Consider the following 18,169-nt stretch of genomic DNA (forward strand, 5'->3'; position numbering starts at 1 on the left):
CCCCGCGATATCGCAACTTGGAGTTGCAATGGAGTCGGAACGTTCCCCCGCCCGCCCGGTCGGCCGGGGCGCGAAAGTACGCGCCGCGGTGCACGCGGCCGCGCTCGCCGAACTCGTCGACAAGGGCTACGCCGCCCTCACCGTCGAGGCCGTCGCGCAGCGCGCCGGCGTGCACAAGACGACCGTGTACCGCCGCTGGGGGGACCGCGACGCCCTGATCGGCGACGCCCTCGCCGGACACATGGCGCTGGACATCCCCTCCCCGGACACCGGAGCCGTCGAGACGGACCTGCGCGCCCTCGCCCGCGCGCTGGTCAAGTCGCTCACCAGCCCCACCGGTCAGGCGATCCTGGCCGCCATGTCCACCGGCGCGGCCCGGCTCCCCGAGCTCGCCGCCGCCCGGCACCACGTCTTCCAGGACCGCTTCGCCCGTGCCGCGCCCGTGATCACCCGAGCCGTCGAACGCGGTGAACTGCCCGTCGGCACCGATCCGGTCGCCCTCCTGCAGACGCTGGCCGCCCCCGTCTACCTGCGCCTCCTCCTCACCGGCGATCCGGTCGACGAGGCCACCGCCGACCAGGCCGCCCGCGTCGCCCTCGCCGCGGCCCTCGCCGGAGCCTTCGTCCCGGTCCTCGAGGAGGAAGGGAGCGGCGGACGCCGGTAGCCGAGACCCTCGCGTCGCGGTATCAGTCCTTGCGGCCGGTGGCGGCCACCGTGACGCCGAGGCCGATCATGGTGACGCCGCCGATCCCGCCGACCAGGGAGAGGCGCCGGGGCGAGCGGGTGAACCAGTTCCGTGCGGTGGCGGCGGCGAAACCCCATACGCCGTCCGAGGCGATCGCGATGGCGTTGAAGACCAGGCCGAGCACGAGCATCTGCACCACGACGTGGCCCTGGGCGCGGTCGACGAACTGCGGCAGCACGGCGGCGAAGAACACGATGGTCTTGGGGTTCGACACGCCGACGACGAACCCCTCCCAGAACGTGCGGAGACCTCCCTGCGCCGCCGTGCCATCGGCGACCGAGGCGTGCAGCGAACCACGTCCCCGCCACGCCTTGACACCGAGGTACACCAGGTAGGCGGCGCCCGCGAACTTGAGCACCGTGAAGACGAGCACAGAACGTTCCACGATGGACCCGACCCCCAGGGCCACAGCCACGACCAGCGCGTACGCGCCGAGCGTGTTCCCCAGGACCGTGGTCAGCGCGGCACGGCGCCCGTGTGCCAGCGCCCTCCCGATCACGAACAGCACGCTGGGGCCCGGAACCACGATCAGGAGGAACGACATGGCAGCGAAGGCAAGGAGACGGTCAGCAGACACCATGGGCCTCATGCAAACACAGACCACCGTGAATCGCACGGCTTTATGTACTGGCCCTCCGGCTGACGGACCGGGGTCGAACCGCGGATCTTCCGAGCCCCGCAGGGCCTCGGCGGGACGCCCGTACCGCTGCGGCGTCAGCGGGGGAAGGCGGCACTCGTGCGGAAGATCCCGTTGTTCTGTTCCACCGTCAGTTCGCCGCCCTGGGCGGCGAGGCGGTCGTGGAGGACGGCGAGGCCGCTGAGCTCGGGGGCGCGGTCGGCGCGGACGCCGTCGTTGGCGACGGAGATGCCCGTCTCGGTCAGGGTGATCCACACCTGTGCGGCGTCGGCGTGGCGCAGGATGTTGGTCGTCGTCTCGCGGAGGACCTGACCCAGCGGTTCGCTCACCCGGGGGTCGACCTCGCCCTGCCGTTCGACGCGCACGCGGATGCCCGCGGCCTCGAAGAGGTTCTTGGCGTTCTCCAGCTCGGCGGACAGGTTCAGCCGCCGTTGGGCGTAGGCGAGATCCTTGGTCTGGGCGATGGTCGCGCCGACGAGGTCGTGCACCTCGTCGAGTTCGTGTTCGGCGCGTGCGATGTCGGCGTGCAGCAGCCGTTTCGCCAGCGCGACCTTGAGCTTCACCACGTGGAGGGTGTGGCCCTGGATGTCGTGCAGGTCGCCGGCGAAACGCACCCGCTCGCGCATGACGGCCATCTCCGCTTCCCGCTCCCGTGCCTTCTCCAGATCCCCGATGAGGTCGTGGACCGCGTAGGCCAGGATCATGAGGACCGCGCCTCCCGTGCCGACGCACAGGGAGACCAGGACGTACCGGACCAGGACGTCGACCGTGCCCTCGGGCGACGTCATGAGCTTCACCGCGAACACGGCGATGACGAACGCGGCGATCCCCGCGATCACGGCCCGCCGGTGACGCGGCAGCTCGAAGAAGGTGATGGTCGCCATGACGGCGAAGCCGTAGGACGCGGTCACGGAGTCCGCGACCAGCACACCGCAGACCCAGACCGCCCCGGTGACGGCGAGGCCGATGAGGTCGGCGCGGGAGAACCGGCTCGCGTTCCACCGGTTGACGACCACGAGGGTCGCGACCAGACCCACGCCCGTCAGGAGGGCGTCCTTCCAGGAGCCGGCGTCGGTCGCCACCAGCAGCGCGCCGACGGCCGCGATCGTGCCGGACACGATGCCGTGGTTGAGGAGGCGCAACCGGCTCTGCGCCTCCGCGGTGTACTCGGATGTCATCCCTGCCTCCTTCCGGGCTCGTGTCCGCGTTCGCCGCGCGTAACCCTTTTCCCCGTTCGGTCAGCGGCGCGGTTCCCAGCGGAAGAGCCGGACGGCCAGCGTGAGGGCGAGGGCGATCCAGGCCAGCGTCGGCGCCAGCCGGACCAGGACGTCGGCCGCGGCCGCCTCGCCGCTCCAGGCGCGGACGGCCAGGTCGGCGGCCGCTCCGCCGGGGAGCAGCAGCTTGAGCGCGGTGAGCTCCCCGGTGCCGGTGGTCCCGACCCAGACGGCCACGGCGATGGTGCCGAGGACGACGGGCAGGGTGGTGATCTGGGCGTGCTCCGGGGAGTCGGTGAGCCCGGCCGTCGCCAGGCCGAGGCCGAGCATCATGGCCATCACGGCCAGGACCGCCGCCGCCAGCAGCGGAAGGTGGGCCGGAGCGTCGGCGACGACGGCCAGGACGGCGAGCAGGACGGAGATCTGGATCAGCGAGACGGCGGTGATCGGCAGCAGCAGCCCCGTCAGGATGCCGGCGTCGCTCGTCGCGGTGGAGCGCAGCCGCTTGAGGAAGAGGTTCTGCCTGCGGGACGCCAGGGTGACCACGGCTGAAGAGTAGAGCCCGAGCGCTCCCACGGTGAACACCAGGACCGCGGCGATGTATCCGGCGCCGCCGATCCCGGCGAAGAGCTCGCGCTGGTGGATGAGGAAGGCGGCGGAGACGGACGGCAGAAGGAAGCCGGTGACCAGCACGAGCCGGTTCCGGAGGATCTGGGTCAGCTCGCCGCGGGCGATGGGCGACATGGTGGAGGGCCTTTCCGTGTTCTAGCGGCCGGTGAGGGAGCGGAAGACGTCGTCGAGCCGGGTCGGCCCGGCCTCCAGGTCGAGCGGCTCGACTCCGGCGGTCCGCGCCCACCGGAGCAGGGAGTAGAGGTCCTGCGGCAGGTCGAAGGTCTCGATGAGGAAGCGCCCGTCGCCGTCCCGCGCCGCCGGGGGCGGCGGGGCGGGGGAGAGGGCGGGGAGGCGGAAGCGGATCTCGGCCGGAAGGGCCCGCGTCAGCTCGGCGACGGTGCCCTCCCTGTGGAGGGAGCCCCGGTGCATGAGCCCGATCCGGTCGGCGCGCTCCTGGGCCTCCTCGAGGTAGTGCGTGGTGAGGACGATGGTGACCCCGTCCTCGCGCAGCCGGTCCACGGTCGCCCACAGGTCGTCCCGGGACCGGACGTCCAGGCCGGTGGTCGGCTCGTCGAGGATCATCAGCTCGGGGGTCCCGTATGCCGCGGTGGCGAAGTCCAGGCGCCGCTTCTCACCGCCGGACAGCTGGGACACCCTGGTCCCGGCCTTGCGGGTGAGGCCGACGACGCCCAGGACGCGTTCGGCGGTGTCCGCGCGTCCGGAGAGCCTCCCGATGAGCCGGACGGTCTCCTGCACCGTCATGTCGGGGACGAAACCGCTCTCCTGGAGCATGATCCCCATCCGGGGCCGGACGGCTCTCCGGTCACGCGGGCTGCGTCCGAAGATCCGGACGGTGCCCGAGGCGGCCTTGCGGTGGCCCTCGATGACCTCCAGGGCGGAGGTCTTCCCCGCCCCGTTCGTGCCGAGCAGCGCGTAGAGCTCTCCGCGCCGCACCTGAAAGGACAGGTTCTGCACGGCGTGGAAGCCGTCGTAGGCGACGTTGAGGCGGTCGACGTCGAGCACTGGTGTGGTGGACATGCCGTCGATTCCATCCGGCTCCGCGCCCGCCGGTCAGTGCCGCTGCGTCATCACTTCACCGTGACGTTTCCGTGGGGGAATCCATGACGCAGCGTCACTGGTGGCTTCGGGGGAACGCCGAGAATACTGGGACGCCGACGCCGCGTGGGCCTCCGCACGATCATCCGTACACCGCCCGCGGAACAGGAAGGGAAGACCATGACGACCGTGGTGCTCGCCGACGACGAGGCCCTCCTGCGCAAGGCCCTCGCGGCGCTGCTGCCGCTCGAAGGCGACATCACCGTGCTCGCCGAGGCCGAGGACGGTGAAGCGGCCGTCCAGGCCACGCTGCGGCACGGGCCCGACGTGCTCGTCATCGACCTGGAGATGCCCGGGACGGACGGGCTCGGCGCCGTGGCGGAGATCCGCCGGACACGCCCCGACCAGGTGATCCTCATGCTGACCCGCCACGCCAGACCCGGCGTGCTCCGCAGGGCGCTCAAACTCGGTGTCCAGGGCTTCGTCAGCAAATCCGCTGAACCCGCCCACATCACCTCGGTCATCCAGACCCTGCACGCGGGCAAGCGGTGGATCGATCCCGACGTCTCCGCCCTCGCCGTCATCGACGACTGCCCGCTCACCGACCGCGAGCTCGACGTCCTGCGCGCCACCCGCGACGGCTACTCCGCCGCCGACATCGCCGCCCGCCTCCACCTCGCCGAAGGCACCGTCCGCAACTACCTCTCCAGCGCCATGCAGAAGACCCAGACCCGCACCCGCCACGAAGCGGCCCGTTACGCCCGCGAACACGACTGGTTGTGATCCCGCCGCCGGTCGAGGCCGGCGCCCGGCGGGGCACGCCGCCCTGGAGCCGGGCACACCAAATCCCCGTCCGGGCCCGTTCCAAGTGATTCGTTTATCGATTCAACTCACAAATTGACGCTTTCGACATGATTGACCTCGGACAGTTTCTCGGAGAATTATAGGTATTTCTTCGGTGCTCGCCCCCACCTGGAGAATCCTTGATCCGAAAACGTTCCAAGAAGGCTGCGGCGGACTTTCCGCTTCTTGTGCCGAACGCGTTCCGTCTTTAATCTGCCGATAGCAAGGCAAGGGCCCGATCAGCGCGCGCGCACATCTTTTCCCGACGCACCGGCCATACGGCGGTGCGCGGTCCCGTACCGCTCCTCGAGGAGGAGAACACCATGCGCAAGCGTTCCGCCATCTGTCTCGCCGCCACCGCGGCATCCCTCGTCGTCGGCCTGGAGGCCCCCGCCCTCGCGGCCACCTGGACGGTCACACCCGGCGGCGCCGTCACCGGCACGGCCGGCACCACGACCCTCAAGGACACCCGCAGCGGCGCGACCCTGACCTGCGCGTCGTCCACCACCGCCGCGACCGTCCAAGGCGGCAGCGGGCTGTCCGGCACGGCCATCGCGACCGTGACGTCGGCGTCGTTCACCAAGTGCTCCGGCCCGCTCGGCCTGAAGTTCGACGTCGCCGCCACCGACGTGGCGTACCAGCTCAACGCCGTCTCCCACAGCGCGGGCGTCACCACCGGTACGCTCGACAACATCAGCGCCACCCTCAGCGGCCCGTTCTGCACCGCCTCCGTCGGCGGCGCCACCGCCTCCAGCCCCGGCTCGGTGAACGGCACCTACGACAACGCCACGCACACCCTGTCCGTCACCGGAGGCAACCTCCACGTCTGGAACGTCTCCGGCTGCTTCGGCCTCCTGCGCTCCGGCGACCCCGTCTCCTACACCGCCGGCTACGTCCTGAGCCCCGCCCAGACCATCACCAGCCCCTGACGGACCCGGCCCCGGCCTTCACCAGAGCCCGAGGCCGCCGTCCGCCGACCCCTCCAAGAGCCCGCCGAGCCGCACCCGGCGGGCTCATCCGGCCACCACCCGCCGAGACGGCATGACGGCCGGAGTGGGGGCGGATCCTCGCGAAGGACCCCTCCGTCGAACGCAGGGAGAAGCTGGCCGCCTGCCACGGCCTTCCCGAGGACGTGGCGGAGACACTCGCCGCGGACCCCGACGTCCGAGTCGTCGAGGAGCTCGCGTTGTGGGCGACTCCGGATACGGCGGCCCGGCTCGCAGGGCATCCGCACGCCGATGTGCGAAGCGCGGTGGCGGCCAACGAGGCGACGCCCCCGGCCGTACTGGCGGCGCTGGTCTCCGGGGAGGGCCTCCCTCCGGCACGGCGGTGCCGGGTCTGCGACCGAGAGAAGATCCCGTTCGTCCACGATCCGCACTGTTCGCGAATCGGCTGTGATCTTCTGCCTGGTGCCGCCTGCGACGGCTCCCACGAGTCCACTGTTCACGAGATGCGCCTGAGGGCGCTGCGCAACCCGGCCCTGCCCGCCGAAACCGCTGTCGGGTTCGTCAGCCATCCGTCCATGCCGCTGCGTCGGCAACTCGCCGCCCGTGAGGATCTGCCGCCGTGGGCGTACCAGCGCCTCGCCGATGATCCGATTCCCGGCGTACGATCCGAACTCGCCGCGAACCCGGCGGTCGACGTCGCCTTGCTCCTCACTCTGGCCGCGGACCAGGACCGTGACGTGCGGCGCGCGCTCGCCCACCATCCCGACGTGCCGCTTGACGTACTCGCCGAGCTGGCGCGCGGCACCAGGCTCGGTTCACCGCTCCTGCCGCGGATCGTCGCCGCCTCTCCCACCGAGGTCCGGGAACTCGCCGAGTCGCCGGAGCCGCTCCTGCGCATGCTCGTGGCCCGACGGCGGGATCTGCCGCCCGAAGTACGTGACGCGCTCGCCGCCGACGCCGACGCGAAGGTGGCCAAGTCCATCGCCCCGCATCCGGGTCTGTCCGAAGCCGGGCTGCGGTCCATGGTCGACCGGCACGGAGCGCAGGTCATTGCCAAAGTGGCGACGAATCCCGATGCCACACCGGAGTTGCTGGAGGACCTGGCCCGCCACCGGCCGCCGGTGCGGAAGTCCTTCCGCGAGATCGCCCGCCATCCGAACGCCACCGGCGCGGCGCTGCTCGCGTGTCTGTCCGACCGACAGGCAAGACCCATCGCCGCCGGCCATCCGGCCCTGCCGATCTCCGCGATGACCGAACTGCTCACCGACGACGACTGGCGGACGGCGGAAGCGGCGGCCGCCAACGCCTCACTGCCGCTCGCCGCGATGGCGGCGCTCGTGTCGCGGGGTCCTAATGAGGATCCCTGCGCATAGACCATGTGCGGGGACCGTCGTGGGGGAGCCGGACGTCGGCCACGACCTTGAAGCCCAGGCGCTCGTAGAAGGCCACGTTCCGTTCGCCGGAGGTCTCGAGGAACGCCGGGTGCCCGGCGCGGGCCGCCGCCTCGATGCCGGGGGCGAGCACCGCGCTGCCGAGACCCCGCCCCTGGGCTTCGGGGGCGACAGCCACCGTGTTGAGGAACCAGGCGGGTTCCTTCGGCCGGTGAGGGGCGACGGCCTGGTCCGCGGACTCGTAGGCGAACGCCCGATCACCGGCGAGGTCGCCGAGCAGCGGTCCGATCTCGGCGAAGGCGGGTGAGGGGTCCTGGTCGGGAGTGGCCCAGGCGGCGACGGCGAGGCCCGCGTCGGCGACCCACACACGGCCGTACACCATGGCGATGCGGGTCAGGCACACCTCCTGGAAGCGCCGGATCCGGCCCTCATGGTCGTCTTCGGCGATCACGTGCCGCATGTAGGGGTAGTCGGCGAAGGCCCGGGTGAGGGTGTCGACGGCGAGGGGGACGTCGGCGTCGGTGATGGGACGCACGGAACCGGCGTTCTGTCGCTGTGGCATGCCGATCAAACGATCTTGGGGGCGGCGGAATTCCCGGACGTGCCACGCGGAGAGGAATCCCTGCCGGCCTCCCCGCGCGGCTGCTACCGGGGTCCTTCGCCGGGGCCGCCGCCTGCCTCACGTACATCACCCTCCTCGCCGTGGTCGCCGGGCTCGCCGGTGTGCGCGAGAGTCGCCGTGGGCGGGGCCTCCCGGTCGCCGGCCGACCGGGTGTCGGTCTGCGGCTGGGAGCGCAGGGAGAGCAGCACGGCCACTACGGCCGCCACGGCTCCGGTGATGGCTCCCAGCGCTCCGATGATGGGGGCCAGATGGGGGGATCGCAGCAGCAGTACCGTCAGGGACACCAGCCCGAGGGCGACTGCGCAGACGGTCAGGAAACGAAGGTTCTTCATGGCGCGGTTTCCAGAGGTGGGGGGAGTCGGTTCGGTCTGCCCGCGGGGAGCAGACTGCAACGATGACCTATGGAGCCGCGCCGATCTGCGCTTACGCCGGACTCCGAACGATCCCGAATGCCTAGACGTCGTCTTCAATGTTGTATATGTCTTTTGATGCCTTTTCGCACAGTTCTTCCAGGGAGGGCAGAAGAGGCCGCGAAGTGTTCTGAGGGTCGGCCGGAGCGTTGCTGAGCAGGACCTGGTGGGTTCTGTGCACCCATTCCTCGGCGAGCCTGCCGTCTCCGCCGTAGTCCAGGTGCATCGCTTTCAGGAACCACCAGTGGGCGCTGTGGTAGTCGTCGCGTCCCAGCGCGTTGTGGGCCATCAACCATGCGGCGTCAGCCCTCCCGCGGTACGCGGCAGGCTGCAGATACAGCTCGGCCCGTTCCCCGTGATGGCGGGCGCTCAGCGGCTTGAACTCCTCCGCCGCGGTGATGGCCAGGCCGCACTCCGCCCTCCCCAGCCTGACCGCCAGCTCGACGGCGGCTCCGTGCAGATCCTCCTGCTCGAGGAGAACGCGTGCGTGTTCGTCTCCCAGGAGCCGGGCCTTGCGGACCCACTCCCTGCCTTCCACCAGGTACTCGTCCACGATCAGCAGGACGCCCAGCCGTCGGCACTCCTCCCCGTCGCCTCCCTCCGCCTTGCGGAACAGTCTGAGGCCCGGTTCCCCGTACAGCATCGAGAACCGCTCCTCGGAGAGCGACAGCCCTCCCTCCCAGGACGGGCCGGAGGGCTCCGGCGGAGAGGTCTCCTCGGAGTCCGGTGCCGAGAGCACCATGGTCTCCTCGAAGGCCGAGACGTCTTCACCGACCTCACCCCAAGGCTCCGCGGTGCCCTCCAAGGTCTCCTCGGTGACCCGGAAGACCTCCTTCCACAACTGAGCCCACTCGGCGATCGTGCGCTCACCGAGTCCCGTGAGCTGCGCATCGGGGGACTGGAGGCAGTACCTCCGGCACGCCCGCACGAAGCTCGACACCAGGTCCCATTTCGGGGGCACCCGGCGCTGGTGGGTCAGCACCGGCTGCAGGGTCCCCTTGGGAAGGCCCCGGATGGCCTTGGCCGCCTCCTTGCCCTGCTTCCTTTCCACCTCCGAACGGATTTCCCGGGAGATGCGCTCCAGATCCCCGTACGAGGGGTTATTGCAATCAATGCGCAACTGATTGAGGTCCGTGATAAGAGCGTGCAGCCTTACCGGATCGAAATGTGAACGCCTACTCATACAAATCCCAAGAAATACCCGTAACTGCGGCAACGTTGCCCCAACACCACGTAGTACATGATCGCACTCATCTAGGGATCTATGGACGTATAGGCAGTTGAGGTGCTGTTCCGTACCGTTCCGTGCACCAGGAGCCAGGCGGTTGAATCAGACAGGCTGCTGTAAAACGCCTGAAGTGAAATATCCCACACTGGACCCGTAGGATTTATAGATAAAAAGGAACGGCCGGCACCGGCGACCGCCGCGGAGGTCTCCTTGCCGCGGGCTGCTATCCGGCGTCCTGCATGCCGTCGATTCCGTCCTGGGCCCGCATGAGCTGACACATGTCGATGGGCTGGGTGGCGGTACAGGCCTGGTCGTTCTCCTCGGGGGCCGCCCTGCGTCTTCCGGAGGCGGCGAAGGGGGCGATGGCGCGGATGTTGTGGGCGTCGGTGGCCTCGTGGAGCCAGTGGTCGGCCTTGTCGGACTGGCCGGGGCGCAGGAGGGTGGCCAGCTGCAGGGCGGCAAGGCTGTCGTCGCAACGCGCGGCGGCGGTCAGGTACATGATGGCGTTGGGGAGGTCGGCCTCGGAAGCGGCCTCCTGACCCAGGACGCGGGCATAGGTCATGGCCTGGTGTCGCCGTTTGTGGGGAGCGGTCTTCAGCAGGGACGTGGCGTCCCCGTTGCGGTTCTGGGACGCCTTGTCCAGGTAGTACTCGGCTTCCGCCAGCCGGCCGTCGGTGCACAGCAGCACGCCCAGCCGGTAGGCCGCGTCGAAGTCGTCGTTCTCCGCGCGGTTGTACAGCTCCACTCCGGCCAGGCCGAAGATGCCGTACATGCGCGCCTGGGAGGTGGACCACCCCGCCCCGATCGCGGGCCGCGGGACCGTGGTCCTGGCCGTGGTGAGCCTGATCGCGGCGGGCCCGGGGCTGTCGAGTTTCAGGTCGGCGTCCTGCCGGGCGATCTTGGCCAGTTCCTCCAGGGTGGGAAGAACGGGGCCGCCCGACCCGGGCGAGGGCACCACATCCGGGATCAGCGCGAACACCGACTCGGGGGACATCGTCTGAGCCGGGGGAGGCTTCGGCTCCAGATGGTACGGCTTCGGCCGCGCGGGGTCCGGAGACGAACCCGCCCCGTCGCCCGTAATCGCCGGGGCGGGGCCCGGGGGAATCCGTGTCGCGGGAGCAGCGCCGGTGTCATGGGCGCCGTTCTTCTTCCGCGCCTGCAGCGCGCGGTCGACCTCGGTCCTGCGCCGCAACCAGTAGTCCATCACCTGGTCCAGGACCGGGGGGCCGCTGCGCAGTTCGGTGGTCGCGTACTGCTGCAGTACGCCGTTGCGCCATGCGTACCACTCGCAGGCCAGCACGAAGGTCCGCAGCCGGTCCAGCGGCGGAGTCTTCTTCCGCTTGCAGTTGAGCATCTCCGACACGCTCGACTTGGGCAGCGCCGTCCACCGGTACCGGGCGTCGCGGTGCCTGCCCGGCAGCACGTCCCTGATGATCAGGTTCAACGCCTGGGTGCTCGGACGACCACATACCACCCGAAAATCGCGCAATTCGGCCGCGAACGACTCCAGCGGATTCATGGGTGACTCATCAGTCATATCAAACGGGCTTTCCAAGGGGGTCCGGAGGGACCGGCCGGAACGGGTTCCTCATTGTCGCACCGGTGATGATCTGGAAAGAAGGCGCTGCCTGTCAGGGGTCGTCCGGAAAAGTCCGGCGCAGTTCGACCGGGTTCGGGACGGTTCGAAAATCCGTCACGAGCAGCGCGAACGCACGGCATCGAACCGCGTCGAACGATGCCGAACGGTTTCGAACCCGTGGCCTGAAGAAGGATTTCTGTCACCTGGAACGGCGTTTTCCGCGGTGGAGAGCCGCCGGTCTTTTTCGCCTTCGGGCGAGCTCTCCACCGGCCGGGTTTTTCGCCGCTTCGACCGAGTCGAAGCGCCCGGACGCCCGGCGGCGGCCCTGCGTTTCGAGTGGCGCGAGATCGCCATGAGGGGCACGGTCGCCTCGATCGATCGATCGGTCGGCGGCCGGGCCCTCGGATTCTTCACGTCACGCCCCGCGCAGGATCGGGGGACGCGCCTCGACCGAGGTGTCCGCGCGAAGCGCGTCCGTGGTGGTGGCGGCGGGTGGGCTACGCTTCCGCCCTGTGCCGTACGGGCGGCACCGGCGGGCGCACGGGTCTCCGGCCGCGAAGCCGGTCCCGGCAAGACCGCTTCTGCCGGAGGTCCGGGTTCCTCGACCATCGGTGTGTCCCGTCCGGCCGGTCGGGCGGGGCGGCCGACCCTTGCCGTCAGGGGTCCGGCGTTCTGCGCCCCCGGTTGGGAATCTCCCTCATAGAGAGTGTGATATGTCAGGTTTTGGGTGGAAGCTGCACGGAGACGGGCGGCATCTGGAGCCGGGCGAGGTCGTCCGGCCGGACGAACGGCTCACCTGGGTGCGGACGATGGGGCTCGGCGCCCAGCACGTCGTCTCGATGATCGGCGCCTGTTTCGTCGCCCCCGTGCTGATGGGCCTGGATCCGAGCCTCGGCCTCATGGCCTCGGGCGTCGCGACCCTGCTGTTCCTGGTGATCACACGTGGCCGGGTGCCCAGCTACCTGGGCTCGTCGCTGTCCTTCGTCGGCGTCGCGGCGGTCATCGGCAGCCAGGGCGGCGGGCCGGCGGAGGTGACCGGTGCGCTGTTCGTCGTGGGCCTCGCCCTCGCCGTCGTCGGCGTCGTGGTGAAGCTCATGGGCGCCAGGCTCATCCACGCCGTGCTCCCGCCGGTGGTCACGGGCGCCGTCGTCATGCTGATCGGCTTCAACCTCGCCCCGGTGGCCGCGGGCACCTACTGGCCGCAGGACCAGTGGACCGCGCTCGCCACGATGTTGTTCACCGGCCTGGCACTGGTCGTCCTGCGCGGCTTCTGGTCCCGCATCGCCATCTTCCTCGGCCTGGTCTTCGGCTACGCGCTCTCCTGGATCCTCGACATCACCACGGGGAAGATCCACTCCGCCGACGGCAGCGGCGCCGTCGTCGACCACTGGCGCCTGGACCTGACCTCGGTCAGGGAGGCCGCCTGGATCGGCCTTCCCGACATGCACGCCCCCTCGTTCAACGCGTCGGCGATCATCGTGGCCCTTCCGGTCCTGATCGCCCTGGTCGCCGAGAACACCGGGCACATCAAGGCGGTCGGCGAGATGACCGGCGACCCGCTGGACGACGAGCTGGGCGTCGCCATCGCGGCGGACGGCGCGGCCACCATGGTCTCGACGGCGGTCGGCGGCCCGGCCACCACCACGTACGCCGAGAACATCGGCGTCATGGCCGCCACCCGCGTCTACTCGACCGCCGCCTACATGTGCGCCGCGTTCTTCGCCCTGCTCTTCGGACTCTGCCCGAAGGTCGGCGCGTTCGTCGTCGCGATCCCGGGCGGTGTCCTCGGCGGCATCACCGTCATCCTCTACGGCATGATCGGCCTGCTCGGCGCCCAGATCTGGATCCGCAACGATGTCGACTTCGGCCGCCCGATCAACCTGATCCCGGCCGCCGCCGGCGTCATCGTCGGCATCGGCGGCGTGAGCCTGAAGATCACCGACGACTTCGAGCTCAACGGCATCGCCCTCGGCACCCTCCTGGTGCTCACCGGCTACCACTGCCTCCACTGGCTCTCCAAGGCCGCCGGCACCCACCAGCCCCCGCTCCTCGACGCCGGGCTGACGGAGTACGACGACAAGCTGAAGTAGACGGATACCGGCACCGAGTCCTCCAGTGCCGGACGAGACTCCTGCCGCCCCAACGGAGGCTCCCGGTGCACCGGGCGCCTGGCGGCCTGCGATCTGACGCTTTGCGGACGCGACTCCCTCCCTCGACTCACACACGCGGGGGAGGGAACGCCGCCTTGGAGCGGTATGCGTGACGCCGCCGAGACAACCGGCCTGTTGCACGGTGTGACGCACGTCTCGGGAACCCCGGTCCATGGATCGACAGCTGACTGAGGTGACGACAACCTTGCGTGCGCGTATTCGAGCGGGGGATCCGCAGGCCTTCGCGGAGCTCTTCGACCAGTACGCGAAAACCATCTACAACCATGCCTACCGGCTGACCGCCGACTGGTCGGCCGCAGAGGACATCGTTGCGGCGACTTTTCTGGAAGCGTGGCGAAGCCGAGGGCGCCTGGAGGCGGAAGGCGGGAGCGTACGCCCGTGGCTGCTGGGCATCGCCACCAACCTCGTACGCGCCCAGTCGCGCAGCAACCGGCGCTACAAGGCGGCCGCCCGCGCTGCGAGCGCCAGGGGAGAGGCGACGGTGACCGATCACGCCGATGAGGTCGTCGGCCGCCTGGACGACCGCCATCGCCTGGCCGCCACCGTGAGAGCGCTCGCAGGACTGCGCCGCACCGAACGGGAAGTGCTCAGCCTGTGCCTGTGGCAGGGCCTGGACTACGCGGCGGCCGCACAGGTCCTCGAGATCCCGGTGGGCACGGTGCGCTCCCGGCTCTCCCGCGCCCGCAAGAAGCTGGCAAAACTCGCCGACGCAGAAACTCCCGCCTCATTTCGGGAACCCCGACCGGCGAACCAGCAGGTAAGAGGGGACCGCGCGACCGCGGCCCGGCCCGCACAGGAAGGAATCCGGTGAACATGCGTCAGCCCCGTCCGCTCAGCGACCACAGCCTCACGCCTGATGAATGGCCCGAGGGCGAGCACCTGCTCGCCGTCGAGGAAGCCGACCTTCCCGCAGGCCGCCATGCCTTCCACAAGGACGCACTCATGACCCGCATCCAGCAGGACACCCAGACCGCCGCCTCTCCGGCCGCGCCGCCGGGGCGCCGCAGGCTTCCGCGCGCCCTGATCATCCTGCCCGCCGCCGTGTGCTCGCTGGCCCTTGCAGCCGCGGGCTTCCTCGCCGTCACCGGAGGCGACACCGTCAAGGAGGCGGCCGCCGGACCGGCGCTCACCGCTCCGGTCGGTGCGAGCACCCCCGCGGGCGTTCCGCAGCTCCTGGAGCGGATCTCCCTCGCCTCGGCCAAGAGCCCCCGCGTGCACGTCGGCGCGGACCAGTACGTGTACATCGAGAGCAAGGTCGGCACCACCTACGAGAAGACGGTCGACGACAAGACCACCCTGGTCAGCGATGGGATCCACCGTCGCCAGGTGTGGAGCTCCCCCGACGGCGCCGAGGGATGGCTGATCGACCCGGCGGTCTCCCCGCCCGGCGGTGAGAGGCTCGACCGGACCAACGAAAAGGGCGAGAGCGAACCGGCCTACCTCAACGCGCCCACCTACGACTACCTCGCCACCCTGCCGACCGACCCCGACGCCCTCCTGGCGAAGATCTACAGGGAGACCGAGGGCATGGGGAACAACCGCGACCAGCAGGCCTTCACCACCATCGGCGACCTGCTGAACGAATCCCTGCCGCCCGCCGAGCTGTACACCGCTCTGTACTCAGCGGCCGCTGAGATCCCCGGAGTCGTCAAGGTCAAGGACGCCGTCGACGCCGCCGGCCGCCACGGCGTGGCCGTCGCCCGCCTGGACGAGACCTCCGGCGCCCGCACAGAATGGATCTTCGACGCCGAGACCTACACCTACCTCGGCGAGCGCACCATCCAGGTCCGCCCCAACGGAGGCGACTCCGGCCTCATCGAGCCCGGCACCGTCCTCCACACCGAGGCCGTCACCCTCCGCCAGGCCGTCGACGAGCTCAAGGAAGTCCCCTCCTCCGGCGCGTAGCCGTTGAGCGTCGACCGAACGGCCGGTGACGTCGAGGAGCCTGGCGGGCCTGCCTTGACGTCACCGGACGCACAGGGGTGGCTGCCCTCAGCGCGTGTGTGCTTCGAGGCGTGCCGCATCCGTTTCGGGGCTCGCGTTCCCGTTGCCGGGCAGCAGGCTTTCGACGAGCAGCATCATCCGGCGGGAGGGGCCTTCCGGGCCCATGGCCGCCGCGAGGACCTGCGCGCCGTCCAGAATGATCAACAGCTGGTCGGCCAGGGCGTCGGGATCCGCGGACCCGGCCTGGCCGGCCTGTTCGCGCAGCCAGTGGAGCACTTCCCGCTTGTGGGCCGACGCCGCTCGGTGGGCGGGGTGGGTCTCGTCGGGGAACTCGTTGGTGACGTTGAGCGTCGCGCAGCCGCGATAGCCCGGCTGGCCCATGGCGGTGACGGTCATGTCGAACAGGGCGAGGATGCGCTCGCGGGCACCGGGAAGCGCCGACGTCGCCTGGTTCAGGCGTTCCCACCATGCCGTGTTGCGGTCCACCAGGTAGGCGGCGACCAGTTCGTCCTTGGTGGAGAACTGGCGGTAGAGCGTGGCGTTGGCCACCTGGGCGGTGTTGATGACCAGGTCCATGCCGACGGCGCGTACGCCCCGGGAGTAGAACAGGTCTCCCGCGACGTCCAGGATGTGCCGTCGGGTCTCCTCGGCCGAGCGCCTGGCCACGGCGCCTCCCCTCCTTGCGCGGTCACTTCCCGCCCTCCCCATTATGTGACGGAACGTTCTCTTCTGCAAATTTGACAGAGAGAACGTTCCGTCACAACATGTGCGAGAACGTTCCGTCACATCAGGCGGACGCCCTTCCAGGCATCAAGGATGATCATGCAGATCGATTTCACCGGGCGTACCGCCCTGGTCACCGGCTCGACCCTGGGCATCGGCCTGGCCACGGCCGAGGGGTTCGCCCGCGCCGGGGCGCGCACGGTCCTCAACGGCCGTGACGAGACACGGCTCAAGGCGGCGGCCGAGGGCATCCGGGAGCGGGTGCCCGGAGCCGACGTCGTGACCGTCGCCGCGGACGTCTCCACCGCCGAGGGCGCGCAGGCGCTGCTGGAGGCGGTGCCGGAGGTGGACGTCCTGGTCAACAACACCGGTGTCTTCGCCTCCGCGCCGGTCCTGGAGATCGAGGACGAGGAGTGGCGCCGCTTCTTCGAGGTCAACGTGCTGAGCGGGGTGCGGCTGGCCCGCCAGTACCTGCCCGGCATGATGGAGCGCGGCTTCGGCCGGGTCGTGTTCGTCTCCAGCGAGACGGCGATCGACACGCCCCTGGACATGGTCCACTACGGGGTCACCAAGACCGCCCTGCTGGCAGTGGCCAGCGGCCTGGCCAAGGCCGCGGCCGGCACCGGCGTCACGGTCAACTCCGTCCTGCCCGGCCCGACGCACACCGAGGGCATCGAGGAGTACGTGACCGCTCTCATCCCCGAGGCGGAGTCCTTCGACGCGGCACAGCGAGAGTTCATCGCCCGCTTCCGCCCCACCTCGCTGATCCAGCGGCTCATCCGGCCGTCCGAGGTCGCCGATCTCATCCTGTTCACCAGCTCCGACCTGGCTTCGGCCACCACCGGCGCGGCGCTCAAGGTCGAGGGAGGCACGCTCAACACCCTGACTCCGTGACGCTGTAGTTTTCGGAGGCCATCTCGGAGAGCGGACCCTCTCGGGAAGGCGTGCGGTCCGGCTCGGTCGGCCGCACGCCTTCGGCCCCCCTCGCAAAAGTGCCGGCTCGTCCACCCGCCCCGATGCCGATCCTTACGGGGCCGGGGCCCGGTCCGCCGGGTGCGACGCGGGTGCCGGGCATGCTTTGCTGTGCCGGTGGCGCATGACAGACGTGGCGGGGTGCCGAGCCTCGATCTCCTGGTGACCTTCCTGGAGATCTACCGGGCCGGGTCGCTGTCGGCCGCGGCGCAGAGGCTGAAGGTGACGCAGCCCGCGGTGAGCGGGCAGATCGCACGCCTGGAGGAGCAGATCGGCGAGCCGCTGTTCGTGCGCACGCCCCAAGGGGTGACGCCGACGCAGCGCGCGGTGGTCCTGGCCTCCCACGTCGGGGCGCACGTCGACGGGCTGCGGGCGGCCCTTTCCGCGGACGGGCCTGCGCTGGGAGGCACGGTGCGGGTCGGCGCCGCGGCCGAGCTCACGGCCCTGCGCCTCGCCCCGGTGCTGGCCGACCTGGCCAGGAGGGGCGTGCGCGTGCACGCCACCCACGGTCTGGCCGGGGACCTGCTGTCCGCGCTGGCCGAGGACCGGCTGGACCTGGTCGTCTCGGCGGTCCGCCCCACGCAAGCCGCTGTACTGGCGGAGCCGTTCATCGACGAGGAGTTCGTCCTCATCGCCCCTCCCTCGCTGGCCCACACCATCGACTCCGGACGGCTCGCGGCCGAACCGGTGGCCGCGCTGGCGCACCTGCCGCTGGTCGCCTACGACGCACAACTGTCGATCGTGCGCCGTTACTGGCGCAGCGAATTCGGTCGGCGGCCCCCGAATCGGGTGATGATGGTCGTGGCCGACCTCCGGGCGATCCTGGAGGCGGTCGTGGCGGGCGCCGGGATCTCGGTCCTTCCCCGCTACGTTGCGGCGCCCTCGCTTCGCTCCGGCTCGGCGGTCGAGCTGCACCGGCCGGAAGCGGCGCCGCTGAACACCCTCTACCTGGCCGTACGGCGTGGCGCCCCGGCGAACCGTGCCGTCACCGTTCTGCGTGACCACCTCCAGCAGGCGGCGCGCGACTGGGGCAGCCTGTAACGGTTTCACCGCTGGCTTTCCCGATGCCGACGTG

At 70.3% G+C, this 18,169-nt stretch carries 18 protein-coding genes; 9 read left to right on the forward strand and 9 right to left on the reverse strand.

Annotation, left to right across the window (positions count from 1 at the left end):
• Positions 1–28 precede the first annotated feature (28 nt).
• Entirely contained in the window at positions 29–664 is a 636-nt protein-coding gene (locus C2865_RS36650; protein ID WP_106403312.1) for a TetR/AcrR family transcriptional regulator, read from the forward strand.
• A 22-nt stretch (positions 665–686) separates the two neighbouring features.
• Here C2865_RS36650 and C2865_RS36655 read toward each other — a convergent pair whose 3' ends face one another.
• The 4 genes from C2865_RS36655 to C2865_RS36670 all read right to left on the reverse strand — a co-directional run bounded on the left by C2865_RS36655 (position 687) and on the right by C2865_RS36670 (position 4,246).
• Entirely contained in the window at positions 687–1,289 is a 603-nt protein-coding gene (locus C2865_RS36655) for a LysE family translocator (protein WP_232836011.1), read from the reverse strand.
• A 170-nt stretch (positions 1,290–1,459) separates the two neighbouring features.
• Positions 1,460–2,560 carry a sensor histidine kinase gene (locus tag C2865_RS36660; protein WP_106403315.1) on the reverse strand — a complete coding sequence of 367 codons (1,101 nt, stop codon included), beginning with the start codon at positions 2,558–2,560 and terminating at the stop codon, positions 1,460–1,462.
• 60 nt (positions 2,561–2,620) lie between these two features.
• Positions 2,621–3,340: an ABC transporter permease gene (locus C2865_RS36665; protein WP_106403317.1), complete on the reverse strand. Its 720-nt coding sequence runs from the start codon at positions 3,338–3,340 to the stop codon at positions 2,621–2,623.
• A 21-nt stretch (positions 3,341–3,361) separates the two neighbouring features.
• A complete protein-coding gene (locus C2865_RS36670) occupies positions 3,362–4,246 on the reverse strand; it encodes an ABC transporter ATP-binding protein (RefSeq protein ID WP_106403319.1) in 885 nt (294 codons plus the stop codon).
• 198 nt (positions 4,247–4,444) lie between these two features.
• Between C2865_RS36670 and C2865_RS36675 the strand changes: the two genes are divergently transcribed.
• The 3 genes from C2865_RS36675 (at position 4,445) to C2865_RS36685 (ending at position 7,427) form a co-directional block, all read left to right on the forward strand.
• Entirely contained in the window at positions 4,445–5,047 is a 603-nt protein-coding gene (locus tag C2865_RS36675; protein ID WP_106403321.1) for a response regulator transcription factor, read from the forward strand.
• Between the two features lie 383 nt (positions 5,048–5,430).
• Positions 5,431–6,036 (forward strand): hypothetical protein, encoded by a 606-nt coding sequence (locus C2865_RS36680; RefSeq protein ID WP_106403323.1) that lies wholly within the window; start codon positions 5,431–5,433, stop codon positions 6,034–6,036.
• Between the two features lie 203 nt (positions 6,037–6,239).
• Positions 6,240–7,427: a hypothetical protein gene (locus tag C2865_RS36685; RefSeq protein ID WP_157964064.1), complete on the forward strand. Its 1,188-nt coding sequence runs from the start codon at positions 6,240–6,242 to the stop codon at positions 7,425–7,427.
• On the opposite strand, the gene C2865_RS36690 is transcribed toward C2865_RS36685, so the two are convergent.
• The 4 genes from C2865_RS36690 to C2865_RS36705 all read right to left on the reverse strand — a co-directional run bounded on the left by C2865_RS36690 (position 7,405) and on the right by C2865_RS36705 (position 11,149).
• Positions 7,405–8,007: a GNAT family N-acetyltransferase gene (locus tag C2865_RS36690; RefSeq protein WP_106403402.1), complete on the reverse strand. Its 603-nt coding sequence runs from the start codon at positions 8,005–8,007 to the stop codon at positions 7,405–7,407. The two genes, C2865_RS36685 and C2865_RS36690, sit on opposite strands and share 23 nt — an antisense overlap.
• A gap of 83 nt (positions 8,008–8,090) precedes the next feature.
• A complete protein-coding gene (locus C2865_RS36695; protein WP_106403327.1) occupies positions 8,091–8,399 on the reverse strand; it encodes a hypothetical protein in 309 nt (102 codons plus the stop codon).
• A 121-nt stretch (positions 8,400–8,520) separates the two neighbouring features.
• A complete protein-coding gene (locus C2865_RS36700) occupies positions 8,521–9,528 on the reverse strand; it encodes a sel1 repeat family protein (RefSeq protein WP_106403329.1) in 1,008 nt (335 codons plus the stop codon).
• A 400-nt stretch (positions 9,529–9,928) separates the two neighbouring features.
• The gene (locus C2865_RS36705; RefSeq protein WP_106403331.1) at positions 9,929–11,149 is read right to left on the reverse strand and encodes a hypothetical protein; all 1,221 of its coding nucleotides are present in this window, start codon (positions 11,147–11,149) and stop codon (positions 9,929–9,931) included.
• Between the two features lie 848 nt (positions 11,150–11,997).
• Here C2865_RS36705 and C2865_RS36710 point away from each other — a divergent pair.
• The 3 genes from C2865_RS36710 to C2865_RS36720 all read left to right on the forward strand — a co-directional run bounded on the left by C2865_RS36710 (position 11,998) and on the right by C2865_RS36720 (position 15,360).
• Positions 11,998–13,374 (forward strand): uracil-xanthine permease family protein, encoded by a 1,377-nt coding sequence (locus C2865_RS36710; RefSeq protein WP_106403333.1) that lies wholly within the window; start codon positions 11,998–12,000, stop codon positions 13,372–13,374.
• A 232-nt stretch (positions 13,375–13,606) separates the two neighbouring features.
• Positions 13,607–14,266, forward strand: coding sequence for an RNA polymerase sigma factor (locus C2865_RS36715; protein ID WP_198653855.1), 660 nt, complete (start codon positions 13,607–13,609; stop codon positions 14,264–14,266).
• Positions 14,267–14,268: 2 nt separating this feature from the next.
• A complete protein-coding gene (locus tag C2865_RS36720; RefSeq protein ID WP_106403335.1) occupies positions 14,269–15,360 on the forward strand; it encodes a CU044_5270 family protein in 1,092 nt (363 codons plus the stop codon).
• Between the two features lie 87 nt (positions 15,361–15,447).
• On the opposite strand, the gene C2865_RS36725 is transcribed toward C2865_RS36720, so the two are convergent.
• Positions 15,448–16,065, reverse strand: coding sequence for a TetR/AcrR family transcriptional regulator (locus tag C2865_RS36725; RefSeq protein WP_106403337.1), 618 nt, complete (start codon positions 16,063–16,065; stop codon positions 15,448–15,450).
• 156 nt (positions 16,066–16,221) lie between these two features.
• Between C2865_RS36725 and C2865_RS36730 the strand changes: the two genes are divergently transcribed.
• Together C2865_RS36730 and C2865_RS36735 are read left to right on the forward strand one after the other, a co-directional pair.
• Complete coding sequence (locus tag C2865_RS36730) at positions 16,222–17,016, forward strand: SDR family NAD(P)-dependent oxidoreductase (RefSeq protein WP_106403339.1); 795 nt, start codon at positions 16,222–16,224, stop codon at positions 17,014–17,016.
• A gap of 195 nt (positions 17,017–17,211) precedes the next feature.
• Complete coding sequence (locus tag C2865_RS36735; protein ID WP_198653856.1) at positions 17,212–18,135, forward strand: LysR family transcriptional regulator; 924 nt, start codon at positions 17,212–17,214, stop codon at positions 18,133–18,135.
• The last annotated feature ends 34 nt before the right edge of the window (positions 18,136–18,169 follow it).

Origin of the sequence: Actinocorallia populi (assembly GCF_002995495.1) — a bacterium.
Classification (GTDB): domain Bacteria; phylum Actinomycetota; class Actinomycetes; order Streptosporangiales; family Streptosporangiaceae; genus Actinocorallia; species Actinocorallia populi.